20 protein-coding genes are annotated in these 21,470 nt (G+C 67.6%); 14 read left to right on the top strand and 6 right to left on the bottom strand.

Annotation, left to right across the window (positions count from 1 at the left end; all coding sequences use genetic code 11):
• Window positions 1–138 precede the first annotated feature (138 nt).
• From Q8M82_RS11490 to Q8M82_RS11475, 4 genes are all read right to left on the bottom strand, one after another.
• Window positions 139–1,416: an O-acetylhomoserine aminocarboxypropyltransferase gene (locus Q8M82_RS11490; RefSeq protein ID WP_305691488.1), complete on the bottom strand. Its 1,278-nt coding sequence runs from the start codon at window positions 1,414–1,416 to the stop codon at window positions 139–141.
• Between the two features lie 67 nt (window positions 1,417–1,483).
• Window positions 1,484–2,719 (bottom strand): FAD-dependent oxidoreductase, encoded by a 1,236-nt coding sequence (locus Q8M82_RS11485; RefSeq protein ID WP_305691487.1) that lies wholly within the window; start codon window positions 2,717–2,719, stop codon window positions 1,484–1,486.
• 105 nt (window positions 2,720–2,824) lie between these two features.
• Entirely contained in the window at window positions 2,825–3,355 is a 531-nt protein-coding gene (locus Q8M82_RS11480; RefSeq protein WP_305691486.1) for a CoA-binding protein, read from the bottom strand.
• A gap of 182 nt (window positions 3,356–3,537) precedes the next feature.
• A complete protein-coding gene (locus Q8M82_RS11475; protein WP_305691485.1) occupies window positions 3,538–4,350 on the bottom strand; it encodes an enoyl-CoA hydratase in 813 nt (270 codons plus the stop codon).
• A 118-nt stretch (window positions 4,351–4,468) separates the two neighbouring features.
• On the opposite strand from Q8M82_RS11475, the gene Q8M82_RS11470 reads away from it, so the two are divergent.
• The 7 genes from Q8M82_RS11470 (at window position 4,469) to argC (ending at window position 9,954) form a co-directional block, all read left to right on the top strand.
• Complete coding sequence (locus tag Q8M82_RS11470; protein WP_305691484.1) at window positions 4,469–4,912, top strand: PaaI family thioesterase; 444 nt, start codon at window positions 4,469–4,471, stop codon at window positions 4,910–4,912.
• Window positions 4,913–5,214: 302 nt separating this feature from the next.
• Window positions 5,215–5,676 carry a 50S ribosomal protein L13 gene (gene rplM, locus Q8M82_RS11465; RefSeq protein WP_066734687.1) on the top strand — a complete coding sequence of 154 codons (462 nt, stop codon included), beginning with the start codon at window positions 5,215–5,217 and terminating at the stop codon, window positions 5,674–5,676.
• A 2-nt stretch (window positions 5,677–5,678) separates the two neighbouring features.
• The gene (gene rpsI, locus Q8M82_RS11460; protein WP_192641856.1) at window positions 5,679–6,158 is read left to right on the top strand and encodes a 30S ribosomal protein S9; all 480 of its coding nucleotides are present in this window, start codon (window positions 5,679–5,681) and stop codon (window positions 6,156–6,158) included.
• Between the two features lie 227 nt (window positions 6,159–6,385).
• Complete coding sequence (locus Q8M82_RS11455; protein ID WP_305691483.1) at window positions 6,386–7,138, top strand: SDR family oxidoreductase; 753 nt, start codon at window positions 6,386–6,388, stop codon at window positions 7,136–7,138.
• Between the two features lie 232 nt (window positions 7,139–7,370).
• Window positions 7,371–7,652 carry a hypothetical protein gene (locus Q8M82_RS11450; protein ID WP_305691482.1) on the top strand — a complete coding sequence of 94 codons (282 nt, stop codon included), beginning with the start codon at window positions 7,371–7,373 and terminating at the stop codon, window positions 7,650–7,652.
• 16 nt (window positions 7,653–7,668) lie between these two features.
• Window positions 7,669–8,625, top strand: coding sequence for an agmatinase (gene speB / locus Q8M82_RS11445; protein WP_305691481.1), 957 nt, complete (start codon window positions 7,669–7,671; stop codon window positions 8,623–8,625).
• Between the two features lie 393 nt (window positions 8,626–9,018).
• Window positions 9,019–9,954: an N-acetyl-gamma-glutamyl-phosphate reductase gene (argC, locus tag Q8M82_RS11440; protein WP_305691480.1), complete on the top strand. Its 936-nt coding sequence runs from the start codon at window positions 9,019–9,021 to the stop codon at window positions 9,952–9,954.
• Between the two features lie 220 nt (window positions 9,955–10,174).
• Here the strand turns inward: argC and Q8M82_RS11435 are convergent, their stop codons facing one another.
• Window positions 10,175–11,023, bottom strand: a complete 849-nt coding sequence (locus Q8M82_RS11435; RefSeq protein WP_305691479.1) for a fumarylacetoacetate hydrolase family protein — start codon at window positions 11,021–11,023, stop codon at window positions 10,175–10,177.
• A 427-nt stretch (window positions 11,024–11,450) separates the two neighbouring features.
• Here Q8M82_RS11435 and Q8M82_RS11430 point away from each other — a divergent pair, with 427 nt between their 5' ends.
• Window positions 11,451–12,788, top strand: coding sequence for an OmpP1/FadL family transporter (locus Q8M82_RS11430; RefSeq protein ID WP_305691478.1), 1,338 nt, complete (start codon window positions 11,451–11,453; stop codon window positions 12,786–12,788).
• 252 nt (window positions 12,789–13,040) lie between these two features.
• Here Q8M82_RS11430 and phaC read toward each other — a convergent pair whose 3' ends face one another.
• A complete protein-coding gene (phaC, locus tag Q8M82_RS11425) occupies window positions 13,041–14,864 on the bottom strand; it encodes a class I poly(R)-hydroxyalkanoic acid synthase (RefSeq protein ID WP_371126325.1) in 1,824 nt (607 codons plus the stop codon).
• Window positions 14,865–14,982: 118 nt separating this feature from the next.
• Between phaC and Q8M82_RS11420 the strand changes: the two genes are divergently transcribed.
• The 6 genes from Q8M82_RS11420 to recJ form a co-directional block, all read left to right on the top strand.
• Complete coding sequence (locus tag Q8M82_RS11420) at window positions 14,983–15,438, top strand: hypothetical protein (RefSeq protein ID WP_305691477.1); 456 nt, start codon at window positions 14,983–14,985, stop codon at window positions 15,436–15,438.
• A gap of 211 nt (window positions 15,439–15,649) precedes the next feature.
• Entirely contained in the window at window positions 15,650–16,870 is a 1,221-nt protein-coding gene (locus tag Q8M82_RS11415; protein WP_305691476.1) for an LL-diaminopimelate aminotransferase, read from the top strand.
• A gap of 223 nt (window positions 16,871–17,093) precedes the next feature.
• Window positions 17,094–17,525, top strand: a complete 432-nt coding sequence (locus Q8M82_RS11410; protein ID WP_305691475.1) for a hypothetical protein — start codon at window positions 17,094–17,096, stop codon at window positions 17,523–17,525.
• A gap of 57 nt (window positions 17,526–17,582) precedes the next feature.
• The gene (locus Q8M82_RS11405) at window positions 17,583–18,929 is read left to right on the top strand and encodes a homoserine dehydrogenase (protein ID WP_305691474.1); all 1,347 of its coding nucleotides are present in this window, start codon (window positions 17,583–17,585) and stop codon (window positions 18,927–18,929) included.
• A 63-nt stretch (window positions 18,930–18,992) separates the two neighbouring features.
• Window positions 18,993–19,991 (top strand): class II fructose-bisphosphatase, encoded by a 999-nt coding sequence (gene glpX, locus Q8M82_RS11400; protein WP_305691473.1) that lies wholly within the window; start codon window positions 18,993–18,995, stop codon window positions 19,989–19,991.
• Window positions 19,992–20,116: 125 nt separating this feature from the next.
• Window positions 20,117–21,470: single-stranded-DNA-specific exonuclease RecJ (recJ, locus tag Q8M82_RS11395; protein WP_305691472.1), on the top strand; the 1,354-nt coding region annotated here is incomplete at its 3' end.

Raw genomic sequence — 21,470 nt, 5'->3', positions numbered from 1 at the left:
CTGTCATTCCGGGACGCTGCGGAGCAGCGGACCCGGAACCCATGACTGGGTCGCAGCCATTTCCGACTTTAGCCCTCTGAAGGTTCACCCGGTCGTGGGTTCCGGGTTCACGCCTGCGGCGTGCCCCGGAATGACAGGTTAGACCAGCGCCTGATCGAGATCGTCGATCAGGTCCTGCACATCCTCCAGCCCGATCGACAGGCGGATCACCTGCGGGCCGGCGCCCGACGCGGTCTTCTGTTCGTCGCTGAGCTGGCGATGCGTGGTCGAGGCCGGGTGGATCACCAGCGAGCGCGTGTCGCCGATATTGGCCAGATGCGAGAACAGCTTCAGCTCGGTGACGAGCTTGACGCCGGCGTCGTAGCCGCCCTTCAGCCCGAAGGTGAAGACCGCGCCGGCGCCCTTCGGCGAATAGCGCTTCGCCAGCTCGTGGTACTTGTCGCCGGCCAGGCCGGGATAGCTGACCCACTCCACCGCCGGATGCTTCGAGAGATGGGTCGCGACAGCCAGCGCGCTCTCGCAATGGCGCTGCATGCGCAGCGGCAGCGTCTCGATGCCGGTCAGGATCATGAAGGCGTTGAAGGGCGAAAGCGCCGGGCCCATGTCGCGCAGGCCGAGCACGCGGGTGGCGATGGCGAAGGCGAAATTGCCGAAGGTCTCGCCCAGCACCATGCCGTTGTACTCCGGGCGCGGCTTGGAGAGCATCGGGTAGCGCTCGTCGCCGACCCAGTTGAACGAGCCGCCATCGACGATGATGCCGCCGATCGAATTGCCGTGGCCGCCGAGGAACTTGGTCAGCGAATGCACGACGATGTCGGCGCCGTGCTCGAAGGGGCGGATCAGATAGGGCGTCGCCATGGTGTTGTCGACGATCAGCGGGATGTTGTGCTGCTTCGCGATCTTGGAGATGCCGGCGATGTCGACGATCACACCGCCGGGATTGGCGATGGATTCGATGAAGATCGCCTTGGTCTTCGGCGTGACGGCGGCCGCGAAGGCCTCCAGATCGTCGGAATCGGCCCAGATCACGTTCCAGCCGAAGTTCTTGTATGAGTGATTGAACTGGTTGATCGAACCGCCATAGAGCTTGCGGGCGGCGACGAACTCGTCGCCCGGCTGCATCAGCGCATGGAAGCAGAGGAATTCGGCCGCATGGCCCGAGGCGACTGCGAGCGCCGCCGTGCCGCCCTCCAGAGCCGCGACGCGCTCCTCCAGCACCGCGTTCGTCGGGTTGCCGATGCGGGTGTAGATGTTGCCGAAGGCCTGCAGCCCAAACAGCGAGGCGGCATGGTCGACATCGTCGAAGACGAAGGAGGTCGTCTGGTAGATCGGCGTGGCGCGCGCGCCGGTGGCCGCGTCGGGCGCGGCGCCGGCATGGATGGCGAGCGTATGGAAACCGGGTGCGCGGTCGGTCACCGTCAACTCCCTGCGATCTTCTGAATGCGAGACATTGCGTTCGTTTTATCGAACGGCCCTGGCAGCGTCAATTCACGCGCGGTGCGAGGTCGGGACCGATATGCTCGGGCGTGACGCCCATTCCGACGAGCCGCGCCGGCAGGCGTCGCAGCAGGGGCAGCCAGTCGAACAGTCGTACCAGCAAGGGCGGGCCGAGCGGCGCATCGCTCTCGGAACGGGCGAGCAGCGGCGAAATGATGTTGTTCTGCGCGATCACCTGGATGCGCTGCGTCGCCCTGGTCGGGAATTCACGGCGCTCCTGCACGGCCGCGAGGTCGCTGTCGTCCAGGCGCCTCTCGCGCAGGGGCGCGGCGAGGCGGTTGGCCGCCGCGACGGCATCCTGAACGGCGAGATTGACGCCCACTCCGCCGATCGGCGACATCGCATGCGCGGCATCGCCGATGCAGAGCAGGCCGGGCCGCCACCATGTTTCGAGCCGGTCGACGGCGACCGTCAGGAGCTTGATCTCCTGCCAGTCCTGGATCGCCTGCATGCGGTCGGCGAGCCAGGGCGCCATCCTGACGATACCCGCGCGAAATGCTGGCAGCCCGGCCGCGCGCAGCGCCTCGAACTTGCCCTTCGGAATGACGAAGGCACTCTGCCAGTAATCGCCGCGATCCAGCGTCACCAGAAGCCGCCCGTTCGCGACCTGGCCGCCGGTCTGGCCGGAGTCGCCCGCCTCCTTCGGCAGCCTGAACCAGAGCACGTCCATCGGCGCGCCGATATCGATGCTCTTCAGCCCCGAGGCGGCGCGGATGTCGGAGCGGCGTCCATCGGCGGCCACGACGAGGTCCGCCCGGATCGAGAACGGGCCAGTGCCATCGTGGCCGGTCAGGCCGGTGACCTTGCCGGCCTGTTCGATCAGTCCTTCGGCCTTCGCACTCATCATCAAGCTGAACCGCGGCTGTTCATGTCCGCGATCGGCCAGGAAGTCGAGGAAATCCCATTGCGGCATCATCGCGACGAAAGGAGCAGCCACGGGCAGGTGCGAAAAGTCGGCGAACTGGATCGTCTCGTTCCCGAACCGCATGGCGATGGTCGAGACGGCGGAGTGCGGCAGCTTCAGGAAGTCCTCGAGGAGCCCGAGCTCGTGCATCAGCTGCAGCGTCGACGGATGGATCGTGTCGCCGCGAAAATCGCGCAGGAAGTCGGCGTGCTTCTCCAGCACGATCACATCGACGCCGGCGCGCGCGAGCAGGAAGCCGAGCATCATCCCGGCGGGGCCGCCCCCGGCGATGCAGCAAGTGGTGGTGATTTCGCGCATGCTCGATCCTCCCCTGCACGTCATTCTCGGGCTTGACCCGAGAATCTCATGACCAGATGGCTGCTTTCCGAGATGGTCGGGTCAAGCCCGACCATGACGCCGGCGTCAGGTCCCCGGGCGGTGGATGGTCAGCTTCTGGAAGCCCTTGCCGGCGAGCACCGGCTTCTTCGACGACAGGATGCGGGAATTGATGCCCTGCCAGCCGATCTCGCCCGAGAGCCGGCCGTATTCGATCTTGGGGCAGCGGTTCATGATGACGGTCACGCCCTTCGCCTCGGCCCGCGCCGCCGCCTCGTCGTTGCGCACCGAGAGCTGCATCCAGATCACCTTCGGCAGCGGATCGAGCGTCAGTGCCTCGTCGGTGAGCGGTCCGGCGGCCTCGGAATTGCGGAAGATCTCGACCATGTCGATCGGGCCCGGTACATCCTTCAGCGACGCGTAGACGGTCTTGCCCAGCAGGGTCTGGCCGGCCAGGCCGGGATTGACCGGGATGACGTCATAGCCGCGGTCGAGCAGGTATTTCGTCACGATCCAGGAGGGGCGCGCCTCGCTGGCCGAGGCGCCGACCAGCGCGATGCGCTTGGTGTCCTTGAGGATCTGACGGATCTGGGCGTCGGGATAGACGTCGTGGGGCATGGAGTTTGAGCTCTGCTGGAGAGGTTCAGGGCAATCGATATAGGCTGCAGGATGCGCGCGGTCATCCCGGACGCAGCGCAGCGGAGATCCGGGATCCATTCCGGAGCGCTAGTGGGTTAGGTTCCGGAATGGATCCCGGGTCTCCCTGCGGTCGCCCGGGATGACCCGCGCTTCCGCTGCGCCTACCCCTCCCACACCGGGGCGCGCTTCTCGACGAAGGCCCCGATGCCTTCCTCGGCGTCGCGCGCGAGCATGTTCTCGACCATCACCGCCGAGGCGTGGTCATAGGCCGCCGCCAGCCCCATCTCGCGCTGCTCGTAGAAGGCCCGCTTACCGATCCGGATCGTCGCGGTGGATTTCGAGGCGATCACGGCCGCCAGCCTCTTCGTCTCCGCCAGCGCGCTGCCGGCTGCCACGACGCGGTTGACCAGCCCCATCCGGGCGGCCTCGTCGGCAGGCACCATCTCGCCCAGCAGCAGCATCTCCATGGCGTGCTTGGCGGAGAGGTTGCGCGTCAGCGCCACCATCGGCGTCGAGCAGAACAGGCCGATATGGACGCCGGGCGTGCAGAAGCGGGCGGCTTCCCCCGCGACCGCGAGGTCGCAGCTTGCGACCAACTGGCAGCCGGCCGCGGTCGCCGTGCCCTCGACGGCCGCGATCACCGGCTGGGGCAGGGCGGTGATCTGCTGCATCACGCCCGAGCAGCGCCCGAGGATGTCGGTGAAGTAGGCCCGGCCGCGATCGGGATCGGCCCGGTGGGCGCTCATCTCCTTGAGGTCGTGACCGGCGCAGAAGACCGGGCCTTCGGCCGCCAGCACGACCGCCTTGACGCTCCGGTCGGCGGCGATGCTGGTGAAGCTCTCGGCCAGCGCGGCCAGCATCGCCTCGCTCAGCGGATTGCGCGATTGCGGACGGTCGAGCGTGAGGACGGCGATGCCCTCGCTGTCGGCGCGCCGCAGCGCGGGCGCCGTCTCCGGGCGGGCATGGGCGTTCATGACGGTGACCTCGGCGTGTCCGTGAGCGTTTGCTTGTGCGTTTTGCCGTATTGTCCGCCGCGCTCCCCCATGCTGCAAGGGGCATCTCCTCACCGCAGCCTGTGCCGGACCGCCCGAGATGACCCTGCGCGACACCACGCCCCGCATGAACGCCGCGCAGCTCGAGGCCTTTCTCGACGAGGTCTTCCCGCAGCTTCACATTGGCGGGCGGACCTATTTCGTCGAGGAGGTCGGGCCGATGAGCGCCCGCATGCGCTGCGACTATCACGAGAAGCACCTGCGGCCGGGCGGCACGATCTCCGGCCCGACCATGATGGCGCTGGCCGATCTCGCGCTCTATGCCGCGATCCTCGGCCAGATCGGACCGGTCGCGCTCGCGGTGACCACGAGCCTGTCCTTCAACTTCCTGCGCAAGCCGGGCCCCGTGGCGCTGATCGGGGAAGCGAGGCTGCTCAAGCTCGGCAAGCGGCTGGCGGTCGGCGAGGTCTCGCTCTACTCGCAGGGCGAGAGCGAAATGGTCGCCCATGCGACGGGGACCTATTCGATTCCCGCGGAGCGCTGAGGCGGACGGGTCGTCATTCTCGGGCGTCGCCCTCGGGTCCGATCTTCGATCGGCCCAAGGATAAACTCCGCGAAGACCCGAGAACTTCTTTCAGGAGATGCTCGGGGCAAGCCTGAGCATGACGAGAACGGAAGCGGTATCATGATACCGTTTTCGGCATTTCTTTGAAAACAATGCGCTTTTCGGGTTCGCGAGCGTCAGACAGCGCTTGACACCGGCGCGGCCTGCCCCTATCCCCCGCTCACACCGCCGCCGGTTTCCGGCGGCTTCTCCTTTTTTCAACGCTCCGAAGGGTGCCCGCGATGAAGACCATCTCGCTCAAGCCCGCCGATGTCGAAAAGAAGTGGGTTGTGATCGACGCCTCCGGGCTCGTCGTCGGCCGTCTCGCCTCCGTGGTGGCGATGCGTCTGCGCGGCAAGCACAAGGCGGCGTACACCCCCCATGTCGACTGCGGCGACAACATCATCGTCATCAATGCCGACAAGGTGGTCCTGACCGGCCGCAAGCGCGACCAGAAGGTGTACTACCACCACACCGGCTATGCCGGTGGCATCAAGGAGCGTTCGGCCAAGTTCATCCTCGAGGGGCGCTTCCCTGAGCGCATCGTCGAGAAGGCCGTCGAGCGTATGCTGCCCCGCGGCCCGCTCTTCCGCCAGATCCTCGGCAACCTGCGCGTCTACAAGGGCGCCGAGCACCCCCATGCGGCCCAGTCGCCGGAGACGCTCGACGTCGCCGCGCTCAACAGCAAGAATGCGAGGGTCTGATCATGGCTGAAGTTCTCCAGTCTCTCGCCGATCTCGGTGGGGTCAAGGCCACGCAGGCCGAGTCCGCTCCGGTCCATGTCAAGAAGGTCGACGCCCAGGGCCGCGCCTATGCCACCGGCAAGCGCAAGAACGCCATCGCCCGCGTCTGGATCAAGCCCGGCACCGGCAAGATCACGGTCAACACCCGTGACCAGGAGGTCTACTTCGCGCGCCCCGTACTGCGCATGGTCCTCCAGCAGCCGCTGCAGCTCGTCGATCGCCTGACCCAGTACGACGTCGTCGTCACGGTCAAGGGCGGCGGTCTTTCCGGCCAGGCCGGCGCGGTGCGCCACGGCATCTCCAAGGCCCTGACCTTCTACGAGCCCGAGCTTCGCGGCCCGCTCAAGAAGGAAGGCTTCCTGACCCGCGACTCGCGCGTCGTCGAGCGCAAGAAGTTCGGCAAGGCCAAGGCCCGCCGCAGCTTCCAGTTCTCGAAGCGCTGATCGTTTCCAGACTGTCCGATATGTGGAAAGGGCGGCTCGCAAGAGCCGCCCTTTTCGTATTGACTGCTTCCTCAGCCCTCATCCTGAGGAGACCACGAAGCGGTCGTCTCGAAGGATGTCCCAGGAGGCTCCGGAAGCATCTGGAGCATCCTTCGAGACGCGGGCCACGGGCCCGCTCCTCAGGATGAGGGCTCGGGTCTGAAACGCGACCATCCAAGGAGCCACCCATGTCCCGCCCCGTCCTCCTCGTCACCGGCGGCAGCCGGGGCATCGGCGCCGCCATCTGCGGGATGGCCGCGCAGCGCGGCTATGACGTCGCGGTGAACTATCAGAGCGCGGCGGAGGCAGCGGCCAAGGTGGTGGCGGCCTGCGAGGCGGAAGGCGCGAAAGCGGTCGCGCTGCAGGGCGACATGGCCCGGCAGGAGGACATCGCGCGCGTCTTCACAGAAGCCAAAGCGGCGCTCGGCCCGCTCACCCATGTCGTCAACAATGCCGGCATCACCGGCCCTGGCAGCAAGCTCGCCGAGGCCGACCCGCAGACCATCCGCACCTGCATCGACGTCAACGTCACCGGCGCGATCCTGGTCGCGCGCGAGGCGACGCGTGCACTGCTCGCCAACCCGGACGCGAAGGGCAGGGCGATCGTCAACATCTCCTCGATCGCGGCTGGCCTCGGCTCGCCCGACGAATTCGTCTGGTACGCGGCCTCCAAGGGCGCGATCGATTCCCTCACGCTCGGCATGGCGAAGGAACTGGCGCCCGCCGGCATCCGGGTCAATGCGGTGGCTCCGGGCATGACCGAGACCGAGATCCATGCTTTGTCCTCGGGCGAGCCCGGCCGCGTCGCCCGCATCGCGCCGACGATTCCGATCAAGCGCGCCGCCCAGCCCGAGGAGATCGCGGAGGTCGTGCTCTTCGCCCTGTCGGAGGCTGCGTCCTATGTCGTCGGCTCGATCTTGCGCGTGGGTGGCGGGCGGTAGGGCGACCGTCTTTCCGGGGCGCCGCAGAGCGGCGAGCCCGGAACCCATGAACACCGATCTCCGACAGGAGTGCTCCCGGCTGCGAGCAACAGTCTGGTCCGACCGTGTTCATGGGTTCCGGGCTCATGCCTTCGGCCTGCCCCGGAATGACGGCGGGGCTTCCGGCACGATCCGGCATGCCCTACATCGAGCAGAAGCTCCGCTGTTACGAAACGCTCGACCCACAGCCCCCATGCGCGTCCTCCTGATCCTCATCGCCTTCGGCATGGTCGCCGTACCCGCGCTGCTCGCGCTGGCGCGGCGAGACCTGCCGCGCGGGCGGCGCATCGCCAATGCACTGGTGATCTTTCTGGCGCCGGCCGTCGCGCTCGGCCTGATCCATGGCGTGCCGGAGCTGGACGGGCGGGCGCTGCAGAATCCGGTCGCCTGGACGACGCTGCGGCTGGTGCTCTCGGGGCTGGCGCTCATCCTGCCCTGGTGCCTCTATGTCTGGCTGGTGGGGCGCCGCCCGTGAGCAGGGGAGCGTCGCGATGACCGAGCAGGCCGGTCCGGGCGCGATCGACCACGCCTTCACCGGCGAGCGCCGTGGCGGCGCGGCCGACCCGACCTATGCCGGGGCGCTCTCCTTCATGCGCCGGCGCTATGGCAAGGACGTCGCCGGCTGCGATCTCGTGATCTGGGGCGTGCCCTTCGATCTGGCCGTGACCAACCGGCCCGGCGCCCGCTTCGGCCCGCAGGCGATCCGCCGCGCCAGCGCGATCTTCGACGGCGACCCGCAATATCCCTCCGGTCTCGATCCCTTCGCGCATCTCGCGGCGCTCGATTATGGCGACTGCATGCTGCCGCGCGGCGATCTGCCGGGCTGCGCGCGGGCCATCGAGACGGAAGCCGCGAATATCCTCGCCTCCGGCGCGCATCTGGTGACGCTGGGTGGCGACCATTTCGTCACGCTGCCGCTGCTGCGCGCCCATGTCGCCCGCCATGGCCGGCTCGCGCTGATCCAGTTCGACGCGCATCAGGACACCTGGGATGACGGCGTCGGCGCCATCGGCCACGGCTCCTTCGTGCTGGAGGCGGTGCTCGAGGGCCTGATAGACGTCGAACGCTCGATCCAGATCGGCATCCGCACCGTCGCGCCGCGCGATGGCGGCATCGCGATCCTCGACGCCTACACTGTTCATGAACTCGGTGTGGCAGGGACGCTGGCGCGGATCCGCGAGCGGGTCGGGGAGGGGCCGGCCTATCTCACCTTCGACATCGACGCGCTCGATCCTGCCTTCGCGCCGGGCACGGGCACGCCGGTCTCGGGCGGGCTGTCGGCCGACCAGGCGCTGCGCCTGGTCTGGGGCCTGCGCGACCTCGACATCCGCGGCATGGACCTCGTCGAGGTCTCGCCGCCTTACGACCATGCGGACATCACCGCGATCGCCGGCTCGACCCTGGTGCAGCACCACATCCAGGCGCTGGCGCTGAAGACAACGCGTTGAATCGATTTGTCGGCTGTCGGCGCCAAGCGACTCGCATCGTTCAGGAACGCCTTTCCGTCATGCTCGGCCTTGTGCCGAGCATCCACGTCTTGAACCCAACCCTCGATACGGGAAGACGTGGATGGTCGGCACAAGGCCGACCATGACACCGGTCGTCTCTTTGCGCTGCCCGAGAATGACGATGCAATTGACAGCGCCCCCTCCCTCCCTCATATCCCGCCCATGACCATGAACCTGTCCCGACGTCGCACCGCCACGGCCGCCCTTGCGCGACCGCGATGACGCTCGGCTTGCAGCCCGATTGTCCGCGACCGCGCCCCGAGCGCGGTTTTTTTATGCCCGAAGCCGGCCAAGCTTCTTGAGCCGATCCCCCAGACGCCTTGCGAGGGTCCGATGAGCCAGAACCCGAAATCCATCTTCATCGACGGCGAAGCCGGCACGACCGGGCTCGGCATCCGCGACCGTCTGGCCGCGATGCCGGGCGTCGTCGTCCGCAGCATCGACCCCGACAAGCGCAAGGACCCGGCCGCCCGCCAGGAGATGATGGCGCAGGTCGATCTCGTCGTGCTCTGCCTGCCCGACGACGCCGCCAAGGAATCGGTCGCGCTCGCCGACGCGCTGGGAGCGAAGTCGCCCAAGATCGTCGACGCCTCGACCGCCTATCGCGTCGCGCCGGACTGGGTCTACGGCTTCGCCGAGCTCGAGCACGGCCACGCCGCCACCATCGCCAAGGCCACCCGCGTCTCGAATCCGGGCTGCTATCCGACGGGGGGCATCGCGCTGCTGCGGCCGCTGGTCGATGCCGGCTTCATCCCGCAGGACCATCCCGTCACGATCAATGCCGTGTCGGGTTATTCGGGCGGTGGAAAGAGCATGATCGAGGCCTATGAGGCCGGCACGGCGCCGGCCTTCGAGCTCTATGGGCTGGGCCTCAAGCACAAGCACCTGCCCGAGCTGCAGCGTTATGCGCGGCTGACGCGGCGGCCGATCTTCATTCCGTCCGTCGGAAATTTCCGGCAGGGCATGCTGGTCTCGGTGCCGCTGCATCTCGACACGCTGCCGGGCAAGCCCAAGGCGGCCGATCTCGCCGATGCGCTGGCTGAGCACTATGCCGGCTCGACCTATGTCTCGGTCGTCCCCGCCGCGCAGGCCGGCGGCAAGCTCGAGCCGCAGGCGCTCAACGACACCAACAAGCTGGAACTGCGCGTCTTCGGCGATGACGATCTGCGCCAGGCCGTGCTGGTCGCGCGGCTCGACAATCTCGGGAAGGGCGCCTCGGGTGCCGCCGTGCAGAACATCCGGCTGATGCTCGGCCTGCCGGAGAAGTAAGCCGCCACCTTCTCCCCTCGGGGGAGAAGGTGGCACGGCGAAGCCGTGACGGATGAAGGCGGAACCTCCATCCACAAACAAGAAAGGGCCGCTTGCGCGACCCTTCCCTCATCCGTCTGCTGCGCAGACACCTTCTCCCCACCGAAGTCGGCTGTTGCCGACTTTGACACTTTGAATTCCCATCTCTGGCAAGCCTGAGATGGGTGGGAGAAGAAAAGAGTCAGCCCTGATAGGCCTTGAAGTGCTGCTGCTGCTCGCCGAGGCCCTCGATGCCGAGCTTCACGATCTCGCCGCCCTTCAGGAAGCGCGGCGGCTTGAAGCCAAGCCCGACGCCCGGCGGCGTGCCGGTGGTGATGACGTCGCCCGGATCCAGCCGCATGAACTGGCTGATATAGTGGACGAGATAGGCGCAGCCGAAGATCATCGTCTTGCTCGAGCCGTTCTGGACGCGCTCGCCATCGACCTCGAGCCACATCGCGAGGTTCTGGACGTCCTTGACCTCGTCCGTCGTCACCAGCCAGGGGCCGAGCGGGCCAAAGGTCGGGCAGCCCTTGCCCTTGGCCCACTGGCCGCCGCGCTCGATCTGGAACTCGCGCTCCGAGACGTCGTTGCAGACGGCAAAGCCCGCGATCGCGGCCATGGCCTTGTCCTCGGGGATGTAGGAGCCGCCGTCGCCGATGACGATGGCGAGCTCGACCTCCCAGTCCGTCTTCTTCGAGCCCTTGGGAATGATCACGTCGTCATTGGGGCCGACGATGCAGTTCGGCGCCTTGTTGAAGAGGATCGGCTCCTTCGGGATCTCGGTGCCGGTCTCGGCCGCATGGTCGGCGAAGTTGAGGCCGACCGCGATGAAGTTGCGGACGTCGCCGACGCAGGCGCCGATGCGCGGCGCGCCATCGACCTTGGGCCGCGATTCGGGATCGAGCGCCCCAATTTTCGCCAGCGAGCTGGCGGTCAGGGCCTTGCCGGCCAGATCGGGGATGATGCCCGAGAGGTCGCGCAGGACGCCCTTGGCGTCGAGAAGGCCGGGCTTTTCGGCGCCCGCGGCTCCGAAGCGTAGCAGTTTCACGTCGTTTCCCCCGTTTCAAACGATCTAATTGGGGCGCGATCCTGACAAGACGCCGGGCCGAAAGACAAGTCCATTCGCGCGCATGGCGTGGCTGCGGCCAGCGGCCGGGCCGGTTGTTGCGGGAATGCCACGCCCACTGTCAAAGCGGATTGCCTGTCTGTTGGGCTGGGCTGCTCCGATACGAACCAGAAATCGAAAAACCGGCGATAGTTCTTATATAAACGATATCTTTGGACGCGGCGCGGAGCCGGCAACATGAATTATCGCCGAATTCTCCCGATTTTGGCGGGTTCCCAAGCGTCAAAGCGCGGAGCGGGCGGGAAAACGGCGCCTTCGCGGCGGGATTGCGGCGGGAACCGGCTCACGGCATGCTCGGATTCGAGCGGGGCCTTGCGCCCCGAAGAAACAGTCAGACGGGATGGATTCCATGAAGGGCATCGTTCGCACAGTCGCCGTGGCCACGGTTTCGATGGCGGCGCTTCTCGCCGCCGGCGCCGCCCAGGCCGGCTCCTTCGCGATTCGCAGCGGGCAGAGTGCCGAAGGCCTCGGCATGGCCTATGCCGGCGCGGCCTCGGGCGGCATCGGCATGGGCTCCATGGCCTGGAACCCCGCGACGATCACCATGTTCCCGGGCCGCAACAGCCAGTGGAACGTCACCTATCTCAACGCCAACGCCTCCTATGACCCGACCTCGGCGACGCGGCTCGGTTCCCCGGTCGGCCCGCTGAGCCCGATCCAGAACGGCTCCGGCAACATCGGCGGCGACGGTGCCTTCATTCCGGCCTCGTACTCGGCCTGGCAGCTGACCGACCGGTTCTGGGTCGGCCTGACCACCGGCGCCCCCTTCGGCCTGCGCTCCAAGGCCGACAACCAGGTTTATGCCGGCCAGGTCTACGGTCGCTCGGCCACGCTGCGCACGATCAACGTCTCGCCGACGATCGGCTACAAGGTCAATGACTGGCTCTCCGTCGGCGCGGCCTTCCAGGTCCAGTACCTCAAGGCGAACCTGAAGAACGCCACCGGCGCGACGCTGGCGGGCGCGATCGGTCCGCTGGCGCCTAACCAGATCCTGAAGGGTGACACGATCGACTTCGGCTTCCGTGTCGGTGCGACGCTGACCCCGCGCGATGGCACGACGATCGGTATCGCCTACCGCTCCTCGATCCACCAGACGCTCGAGGGCACGATCTCGACGGTCGCCGGCGTCGGCCCGATCAAGGCCAATCTCAACCTGCCCGACTCGGTCGTCTTCGGCGTGTCGCAGGTCATCAACGACCAGTGGCAGGCTCATCTCGGCGTCGAATGGACCAACTGGAGCCGCTTCCGCCGCATCCCCATCGTCAGCCAGATCAGCGGCCTGCCGATCTCGAGCCTGAACTTCGTCTATGACGACAGCTGGTATTTCAGCGGCGCGCTCGAATACAAGTACAACCGCGACCTGACGCTGCGCGCCGGTATCGCCTATGAGCTGTCGCCGGTGAACGACACCAACCGCACCGTCTTCATCTCGGACAATGACCGCCTCTGGCTCTCGGCGGGCGCCAGCTACCAGGTCACCGAAAAGCTCAAGCTCGACCTCGGCTACACCTATATCCATGTGAACAAGGCCAAGGTGAACTATGGCGGCACCCATCCGCAGCAGGGCCCGGTCTTCTTCACCGCCGAGGCCAAGCCCTATATCCACATCGTCTCGGCCGGCCTGACCTATCGCTGGGACAACCCGACGGAAGCGATCCCGGTCCGCCCGGTGGTGCGCAAGAACTGATCGGGCGCACGGCGCCCGACGCGAAAGCCGGCCCTCGCGGGCCGGCTTTTTTGTTGCAGCATGCTGATTTCATTCGGAAACAGACCGTCGTTCCGGACAAGCGGCGAAACCGCGCCGCTCCGGAATCCATCGTAAGGCTCCGGAGCCCTCCGATGGATCCCGGGGCAAGCCCGGGATGACGGCGGTGGTTGCGAGAAACGCAGCACGCTCGAGCATCAGCCATCGGCGGATCCCGCGTTCGCGCCGGCCCGCTCAGGCCTTCTTCAGCACATAGGTCCCCGGCGCATCGGCCAGCGCCGGCAGCTTGCCTGAGCCCGGCACCCGCGCCTTCACCCGCTTGGGCGCCTGCGCCTCGACCCAGGAGAACCAGTGCGGCCACCAGGAGCCCGGATGCTCCTGCGCCGCCCCGATCCAGTCCTCATAGGTTCCGCGCGGCGGGCCGCCGGTCCAGTACTGGTACTTCACCTTGCCGGGCGGGTTGACCACCCCGGCGATGTGCCCCGAACCCGCGACGATGTAGTCGACCGGCCCGCCGAAGCATTGCGAGCCGGTGAAGACCGAGCGGGCCGGGGCGATATGGTCCTCGCGGGTGGCGAGATTGTAGATCGGGATTTTCACCGCCCCGAGATCGAGCCGCTTGCCGCCGATCACCATCTCGCCCTTGGAGAGCTTGTTCTCGAGATAGCAGTTGCGCAGGTAGAAGGAGTGGTTCGCCGCCGGCATCCGCGTCGAATCGGAGTTCCAGTAGAGCAGGTCGAAGGGCGTCGGCGCCTTGCCCTTCAGGTAGTTGTTGACCGCATAGGACCAGATCAGGTCGTTGGGCCGCAGCATGTTGAAGGCGCCCGCCATGCGCGCGCCGTCGAGATAGCCGCTCTTGGTCATCTGCTCCTCGACCGCCCGGATCTGCTCCTCGTCGACGAAGACGGACAATTCGCCGGCCTGCGAGAAATCGACCTGGGTGGTGAAGAAGGTCGCGCTCTCGATGCGCTTGTCGCCGCCCGCCGCCATATAGGCGAGCGTGACGCCCAGCAGCGTGCCGCCGACGCAGTAGCCGATGGCGCTGACCTTCTTCTCGCCCGTCGCCTGCTCGATCGCGTCCAGCGCCGCGAAGACGCCCTCGCGCATGTAGCTCTCGAAATCCTTGGACGCGTGGCGTTCGTCGGGATTGACCCAGGAGATGCAGAACACGGTCAGACCCTGGGCGACCGCCCAGCGGATGAAGCTCTTCTCGGCGTTGAGATCGAGAATGTAGAACTTGTTGATCCAGGGCGGCACGATCAGGAGAGGGCGCTTCAGCGCCGTCTCGGTCGCGGGCGCGTACTGGATCAGCTCCATGATGTCGTTGCGCCAGACGACCTTGCCCGGCGTCGAGGCGATGTTGACGCCGATCTTGAAGGCGCCGGGATCGGATTGCCGGATCTTGAGTTCGCCCCGGCCGGCCTCGATGTCCTCCGCCAGCATCTTCATGCCACGCACGAGATTCTCGCCGTTTTGCTGCAGCGTCTCGCGCAGCAGCTCCGGGTTGGTCGCGACGAAATTGGAGGGCGAGAGCGCACTGGCGATCTGCTTCACATAGAAGCGCGCCTTCTCGCGGGTGTGGGGGTCGAGATCCTCGGCGCGGTCGACCATCGATTCGGCCCAGCGCGTGCCGATCAGATAGGCCTGCTTGACGAAGTCGAACATCGGATGGGCCGACCAGTCGGGGTCGGCGAAGCGCCCATCGCGCTTGTCCGGCTCGATGACGGGCGCTGCCGCCTCGCCACCCGCCCGCTTGAGCATCGTGCTCCACAAGGTCAGGAAATCGCCCGTCAGCGAGGCCTGCGCCTCGATGATCTTGCGCGGGTCGGAGACCCATTTCTCGGCGACGCGGCCCAGCGTCTTGACCATCTCGCTGGCTTCGTCGGCCTGGCCGCCTTTGGCCTCGCCGCGCTCGATCGGCTTGAGATAGGCGGCTGTGACCTTGCCGTATTCCTCGACGAGGCGGCTCATGTTCTGCGCGAAGGCGTCGAGATCGGGCGCCGGCATCTCGGCCGGGCCTGTCGCGGCCCCGGACTTCTCACCGGCTCGCCGGTCCATCGCGCTCTCCCCGTCGCACGTCTTCTCAGGGGATGCTGTCTGCTCCCCATTTTGGTCCTATTAAGGACGTAGCGGATATCGACTACAATAAGAATTCCGTAACCTGCCGGATCGACCCATGCCGCAAGCCCGACTCCAGTCCACGCCGCTCCTGCCGCTCCTGATCGTGGCGGGCCTGGCGGTCGCCGCGGCGGGCTGCGCGGGCGAGGCCGGCAAGAGCGTCGCGGAAGCAGCCGGGATGGCAACCACCGCGGCCGAGCCCAAGCCCTTCGTGCGCGAAACCCGCCCGGCCGATGTGAGCTACATTCCGATCGGCACGACCTTGCCGGTGAACCCTCTCTGCCAGGGCGATGCGCCGGCCCCGCCGCCCTTCGTTCCCGCCGGGCAGGCTGCGCATTTTTCCTACAGGCCCGATGGCCGCAGGCCGAACGAGGAGTGCAAGCCTCGAGCCGAGTTCAAGAAGATTGAGGCCGAACTCGAAGCCAAGCGCACCGCAAACGAGGCTGCCGGCACCATGGCGAAAACGCTGGGCTCCACGCCCGCCCCCAAGCCGGCGGTGCTGCCCACCAACTGAAGCCCGCCGATCGAGGCCTCGCTACGCCCGGCGCGGGTTCGGTTGCGATTGAATCTTGCGTTTTTTGTCTGCCCGTGACCAAAGATGCGGCCGGAAGCGCGCTGCGCGCAACGATCTGAATTGCAGGGGAAGGCCGCGGCACCTTTGGAGTGTTGCCGCACGCGCTCCTGGAGACAAGGACGCCGGCCAGCCCGGCGAAGGAACTGTTCGAATGGCCGATTTTCACCGCATCAAGCGCCTGCCGCCCTATGTTTTCGAACAGGTTAACAAGATCAAGGCGGCCGAGCGCGCCAAGGGCGTCGACATCGTCGATCTCGGCATGGGCAATCCCGATCTGCCGGCGCCCAAGCATGTCATCGAGAAGCTGCTCGAGACCGCCGGCAAGCCGCGCACCGACCGCTATTCGGCCTCCAAGGGCATCGGCGGGCTGCGTCGGGCCCAGGCGCATTATTACGATCGCCGCTTCGGCGTGAAGCTGAACCCCGACACCCAGGTCGTGGCGACGCTGGGCTCCAAGGAGGGCTTCGCCAACATGGCGCAGGCCATCACGGGCCCGGGCGACGTCGTGCTGGTGCCCAATCCGAGCTACCCGATCCACGCCTTCGGCTTCCTCATGGCGGGCGGCGTCATCCGCTCCGTACCGGCCGAGCCGACGCCGGCCTTCTTCCCGGCGCTGGAGCGGGCGATGATCCATTCGGTGCCCAAGCCGATCGCGCTCGTCACCTGTTATCCGGCCAACCCGACCGCCTACACCGCCTCGCTGGATTTCTACCGGGACCTCGTCGCCTTCGCGAAGAAGCATGAGCTGATCCTGCTCTCGGACCTCGCCTATGCCGAGGTCTATTTCGACGAGAACGACCCGCCGCCCTCGATGCTGCAGGTGCCGGGAGCGATGGACGTCACCGTCGAGTTCACCTCGATGTCCAAGACCTTCTCGATGGCCGGCTGGCGCATGGGCTTCGCGGTCGGCAACGAGCGGCTGCTGGCGGCGCTCGCCCGGGTGAAGTCCTATCTCGACTACGGCGCCTATACGCCGATTCAGGTCGCAGCCGCTGCCGCCCTCAACGGCCCCGACGACTGCATCCGCGAGATGCGCGAGATCTATCGCAAGCGCCGCGACGCGCTGGTCGAGAGCTTCGGCAAGGCCGGCTGGGAGTTCCCGGCGCCGGCAGCCTCGATGTTCGCCTGGGTGCCGATCCCCGAGAAGTTCCGCCATCTCGGCTCGCTGGAGTTCTCGAAGCTGCTGATCGAGAAGGCCGAGGTCGCGGTCGCGCCGGGCATCGGCTTCGGCGAGCATGGCGACGACTATGTCCGCATCGCCATCGTCGAGAACGAGCAGCGCATCCGCCAGGCCGCCCGCAATGTCGGCCGCTTCCTGAAGACGGCCGACGAGCGGCTTCACAACGTCATCCAGATGCCGAAGGCGGGGTAGGGGGCCTGGCTGGCCTCGAGTTCATCCCTCATCCTGAGGACCGCTCCTCAGGAGCGCGTCTCGAAGGATGCTCCAGGAGGCTCCCGAACCAACTGGACCATCCTTCGAGACGCCGCGTTCCGCGGCTCCTCAGGATGAGGGCTCGGGAGACTGGACCCCGACCCCGAAACATGGGAACCCGTCGGCACGGACGATCCCGTCCGGGATGGGGCTTCCACGCGCGATGATCAGCAAAGGCCGTTTGCTAGCCGCGGGCGTCATCCTGTTCGCGCTGGTCTGCCTCGTCAGCACCTATGATTTTTCGCGCGGGCGCGTGCCGCAGACGAATTCGCCGCTGATCGCCGACGTTCTCGCGGCGACGACGGCGCGCGAATGCGGCCGTGACGCGACCGAGGTCGTCGCCCGCCATCTCCCGGCCGGAATCGAGCAGGCGGCGGCGGAGAAAATTCTTGCCGAGGCGGTGATCGAGCCGCCGAAGCCCTGGTTCTGGACGCCCGTCAACGAGAACGCGACGACCTGGACCGGCGACACGCTCGAGGCGCTGCGCACCATCAAGATCACCGCCTTCGGCACCAATCTGTTGCGCGTCCACATGACCTACGGCGAGGGCAAGCTACGGCGGCTGGCGGCCGAGGTCGTCTGTCGCTTTGGCTGAGCGCGAGTCGAGGCTTCGCCGTTGACTCGCACGCGCCCCTCATGCGACGCCGCCGCCATGACCAGCGCCTCCGCCAAACCCGCCGCCACCCCCCTCCGCATCGGCCTTGCCGGGGTCGGAACCGTCGGCGCCTCGGTGCTGCGCATCCTGCGCCGGCAGGAGAATGCGCTGAGCGAGCGCTGCGGCCGCGCCATCCGCGTCACCGCCGTCAGCGCCCGCGACAGGACCCGTGATCGCGGCGTCGATCTCGGCGGGCTGACCTGGTTCGACGATCCGGTGGAACTCGCGCGCTCGCCTGAGATCGACTGCCTCGTCGAACTGGTCGGTGGCTCGGACGGACCGGCCAAGGCCGCCGTCGAGGCGGCGCTCTCGGCCGGCAAATCGGTCGTCACCGCCAACACGGCGCTGCTCGCCCATCACGGCGTCGCGCTCGCCGCGCTGGCGGAGGAGAGGGGCGTCGCGCTCGCCTTCGAGGCCTCCTCGGCTGGTGGCATTCCCATCGTCAAGACGCTGCGCGAGGCGCTGGCCGGCAACAGCGTGACGCGGCTCTATGGCATCCTCAACGGCACCTGCAACTCCATCCTCTCGCGCATGGAGATGGTGGGCCTGACCTTCGAGGCCTGCCTGAAGGACGCGCAGCGCCTGGGCTATGCCGAGGCCGACCCGATCTTCGATGTCGAAGGCTACGACACTGCCCACAAGCTCGCCATCCTCACCAGCCTCGCCTTCGGCACGAAGATCGACGCCGAAGCGATTCATGTCGAAGGCATTTCCTCGATCACTCCGCTCGACCTGAAGATGGCCGACGAGCTCGGCTACCGGATCAAGCTGCTCGGCGTCGCCGAGCGGACAAAGGCCGGCATCGAGCAGCGCGTCCATCCGACCATGGTGCCGAAATCCTCGGCCATCGCGCAGGTGATGGGCGTCCTCAACGCCGTTACGGTCGACGCCGACGCCGTGCGCGAACTCACTCTCGTCGGCCCCGGCGCCGGTGGCGACCCGACGGCCTCCGCGGTCGTAGCGGACATCGCCGACATCGCGCGCGGCACGGCGGGCCTGCCCTTCGGCCTGCCGGTCGCACGCCTCGAGACCGCGGCGCGCACGCCGATGCAGCGCCACGAGGGCGGCTATTATGTCCGCCTCTCGGTGGTCGACCGTCCCGGCGCGGCCGCCGGCATCGCCACCCGCATGGCTCAGGCCGACATCTCGCTGGAGAGCATCGTGCAGCGCCGCTCGGCCGCCGCCGCGGCGCAGGACCCGGCGGGGCGCTCGGGTACGCCCGTTCCGGTCGTTCTCATCACCTACGCCACGAGTGAAGCCGCCATCCGCTCCGCCCTGGAGCAGGTCTCCGCCGATGGCCATATCGCCGAACCGCCGCAAGTCATCCGGATCGAACGGGAGTAGGCTTCAGGCGTTGTCATCGCCGTGACTGCCCGCCTTCGCTCGCAAAACCAAAGGGAACCGCTCATGTCCGACGATCTCCGCATTTCCTCCTCCCAGATCATCGAGCGCTATCTCTCGATGGAGCTGGTCCGCGTCACCGAGCGCGCGGCGGTCTCGGCGGCTCGGCTGCGCGGCCATGGCAATGAGAAGGCGGCGGACCAGGCGGCGGTCGACGCCATGCGCCGCGAACTGAACCGCCTGCCGATCGATGGCGAGATCGTCATCGGCGAGGGCGAGCGCGACGAGGCGCCGATGCTCTTCATCGGCGAGAAGGTCGGCACCCGCCAGGGGCCGAAGGTCCACATCGCCGTCGATCCGCTCGAGGGCACCACCCTCTGCGCCAAGGACATGCCCGATTCGATCGCCGTGATGGCGATGGCGGAAGCCGGCAAGCTGCTCAACGCCCCCGACGTCTATATGGACAAGATCGCCATCGGCCCCGGCTATGCCCGCGGCGTCGTCGATCTCGACGCCTCGCCGACCGACAACATCCATGCGCTCGCCAAGGCCAAGGGCGTCAAGCCGAGCGAGATCTCGACGCTGATCATGGACCGCCCGCGCCATGCCAAGCTGATCGAGGAGGTTCGCAAGACCGGCTGCTCGATCCGCCTGATCACCGATGGCGACGTCGCCGGCGTGATCTACTGCACCGAGCCGCACAAGACCGGCATCGACCTCTATCTCGGCATCGGTGGCGCGCCGGAAGGCGTGCTGGCGGCGGCCGCGCTGCGCTGCGTCGGCGGCCAGATGCAGGGTCGCCTGATCCTCGACACCGAGGAGAAGCGCGCCCGTGCCCTCACCATGGGCGTCACCGACCCCAACAAGAAGTACAGCATGGAGGAGATGGCGTCGGGCGACACCATCGTCTGCGCCACCGGCGTCACCAATGGCGGCATGCTCAAGGGCGTGAGGTTCGGCAAGGACGTGATCGAGACGGAGACGATCGTCTATCGCTCGATCACCGGCACGGTCCGCCGCATCCATGGCGAGCACCGCGACTTCGGCAAGTTCAAGCTGGATTGAGGCGGAAGCCATACCCTATCGTCGATCGAACGGCCGGGCTCGCCCGGCCGTTCTGCTTTTGGGAAGCCCGCGGCCGCCTTGGCGACGGTTGACGAACGCGCCTGCCTGCGCGACGCCCTGCGCCCATGAGTCTCATTCCCCCGCGTGCCTTTCTCGGCGTCACCCGCTCCGCGCTGGGCCGGCCCTGGCGCGACCGGCTCGATGCCGCCGGCCTCGGCCGGGCCGAGGCGCTGGCGCAGGTCGAGGGCATTCCCGACATTCTGGCGCGGCTTCTCGCCGGGCGCGGGGTCGAGCCCCGCGAAGCGCAATCCTTCCTCGAGCCGAAGCTGCGCGATCTGCTGCCCGATCCCGGCACGCTGACCGATATGGCGCCCGCCGCCGAGCGCCTCGCCCGCGCGGTCGAAAGCGGCGAGCCTGTCGCGATCTTCGGCGATTACGACGTCGACGGTGCCTGCTCGGCAGCCCTGCTGGCGGGCTTCCTGACGGCCGGAGGCGCGCGCCCGCGGATCCACATCCCCGACCGGCTGATCGAGGGCTACGGCCCCAACAGCGAGGCGATCCGGCAACTGGCGGCCGAGGGGGCGACGCTGCTGGTCACGGTCGATTGCGGCACCACCAGCCATGAACCGCTGGCGGAGGCGAGGCGGCTCGGCCTCGACGTCGTCGTGCTCGACCATCACCAGGCGCCTGAGCGGCTCCCGGAGGTTGAGGCGCTGGTCAATCCCAATCGGCAGGACGATCTCTCGGGGCTCGGCCATCTCTGTGCGGCGGGCGTCGTCTTCCTGGCGCTGGTTGCGACCCGTGCCGAACTGCGCCGCCGCGGTGCCTGGGTATCGCGCGGCAGCGAGCCCGATCTGCTCGCCGCGCTCGACCTCGTCGCGCTGGCGACGGTCGCCGACGTCGTGCCGCTGCAGGGCCTCAACCGGGCTTTCGTCCGCCAGGGCCTCGCCATCCTGCGCGGGCGCGTCCGGCCGGGGCTGGCGGCGCTGATGGACGTCGCCGGGCTCGACAGGCCGGTCCAGCCCTGGCATCTCGGCTTCCTGCTCGGCCCGCGCATCAATGCCGGCGGGCGCATCGGCGATGCCAGCCTCGGCGCGCGCCTCCTGCTGACCGCCGACGAGATCGAGGCGCGCAGCATAGCCGCCGAGCTCAACCGCCTGAACCAGGAGCGCCAGGAGATCGAGCGCCAGGCCGTGATCGAGGCGATCTCGCAGGCCGACCACGCGCTGATGCGCGATCCCGCTCTGGCCGTCCTGCTGGCGAGTTCGCCGGACTGGCATCCCGGCATCGTCGGGCTGGTCGCGGCGCGGCTGAAGGAGCGCTTCCGCAAGCCCGCCTTCGCGCTCGCCCTCAACGGGGAGGGCGGCGCCACCGGCTCGGGCCGCTCGGTGGCCGGCGTCGATCTCGGCCGCGCCGTGCGCGCGGCGGTGGAGGCCGGGCTCGCGGTCAAGGGTGGCGGCCATGCCATGGCGGCCGGCG

It is taken from the genome of Allobosea sp., from assembly GCF_030694325.1.
GTDB lineage: Bacteria > Pseudomonadota > Alphaproteobacteria > Rhizobiales > Beijerinckiaceae > Allobosea.
The sequence above is the reverse complement of the archived record's forward strand: the minus strand, read 5'-3'. Positions and strand labels throughout refer to the sequence as shown.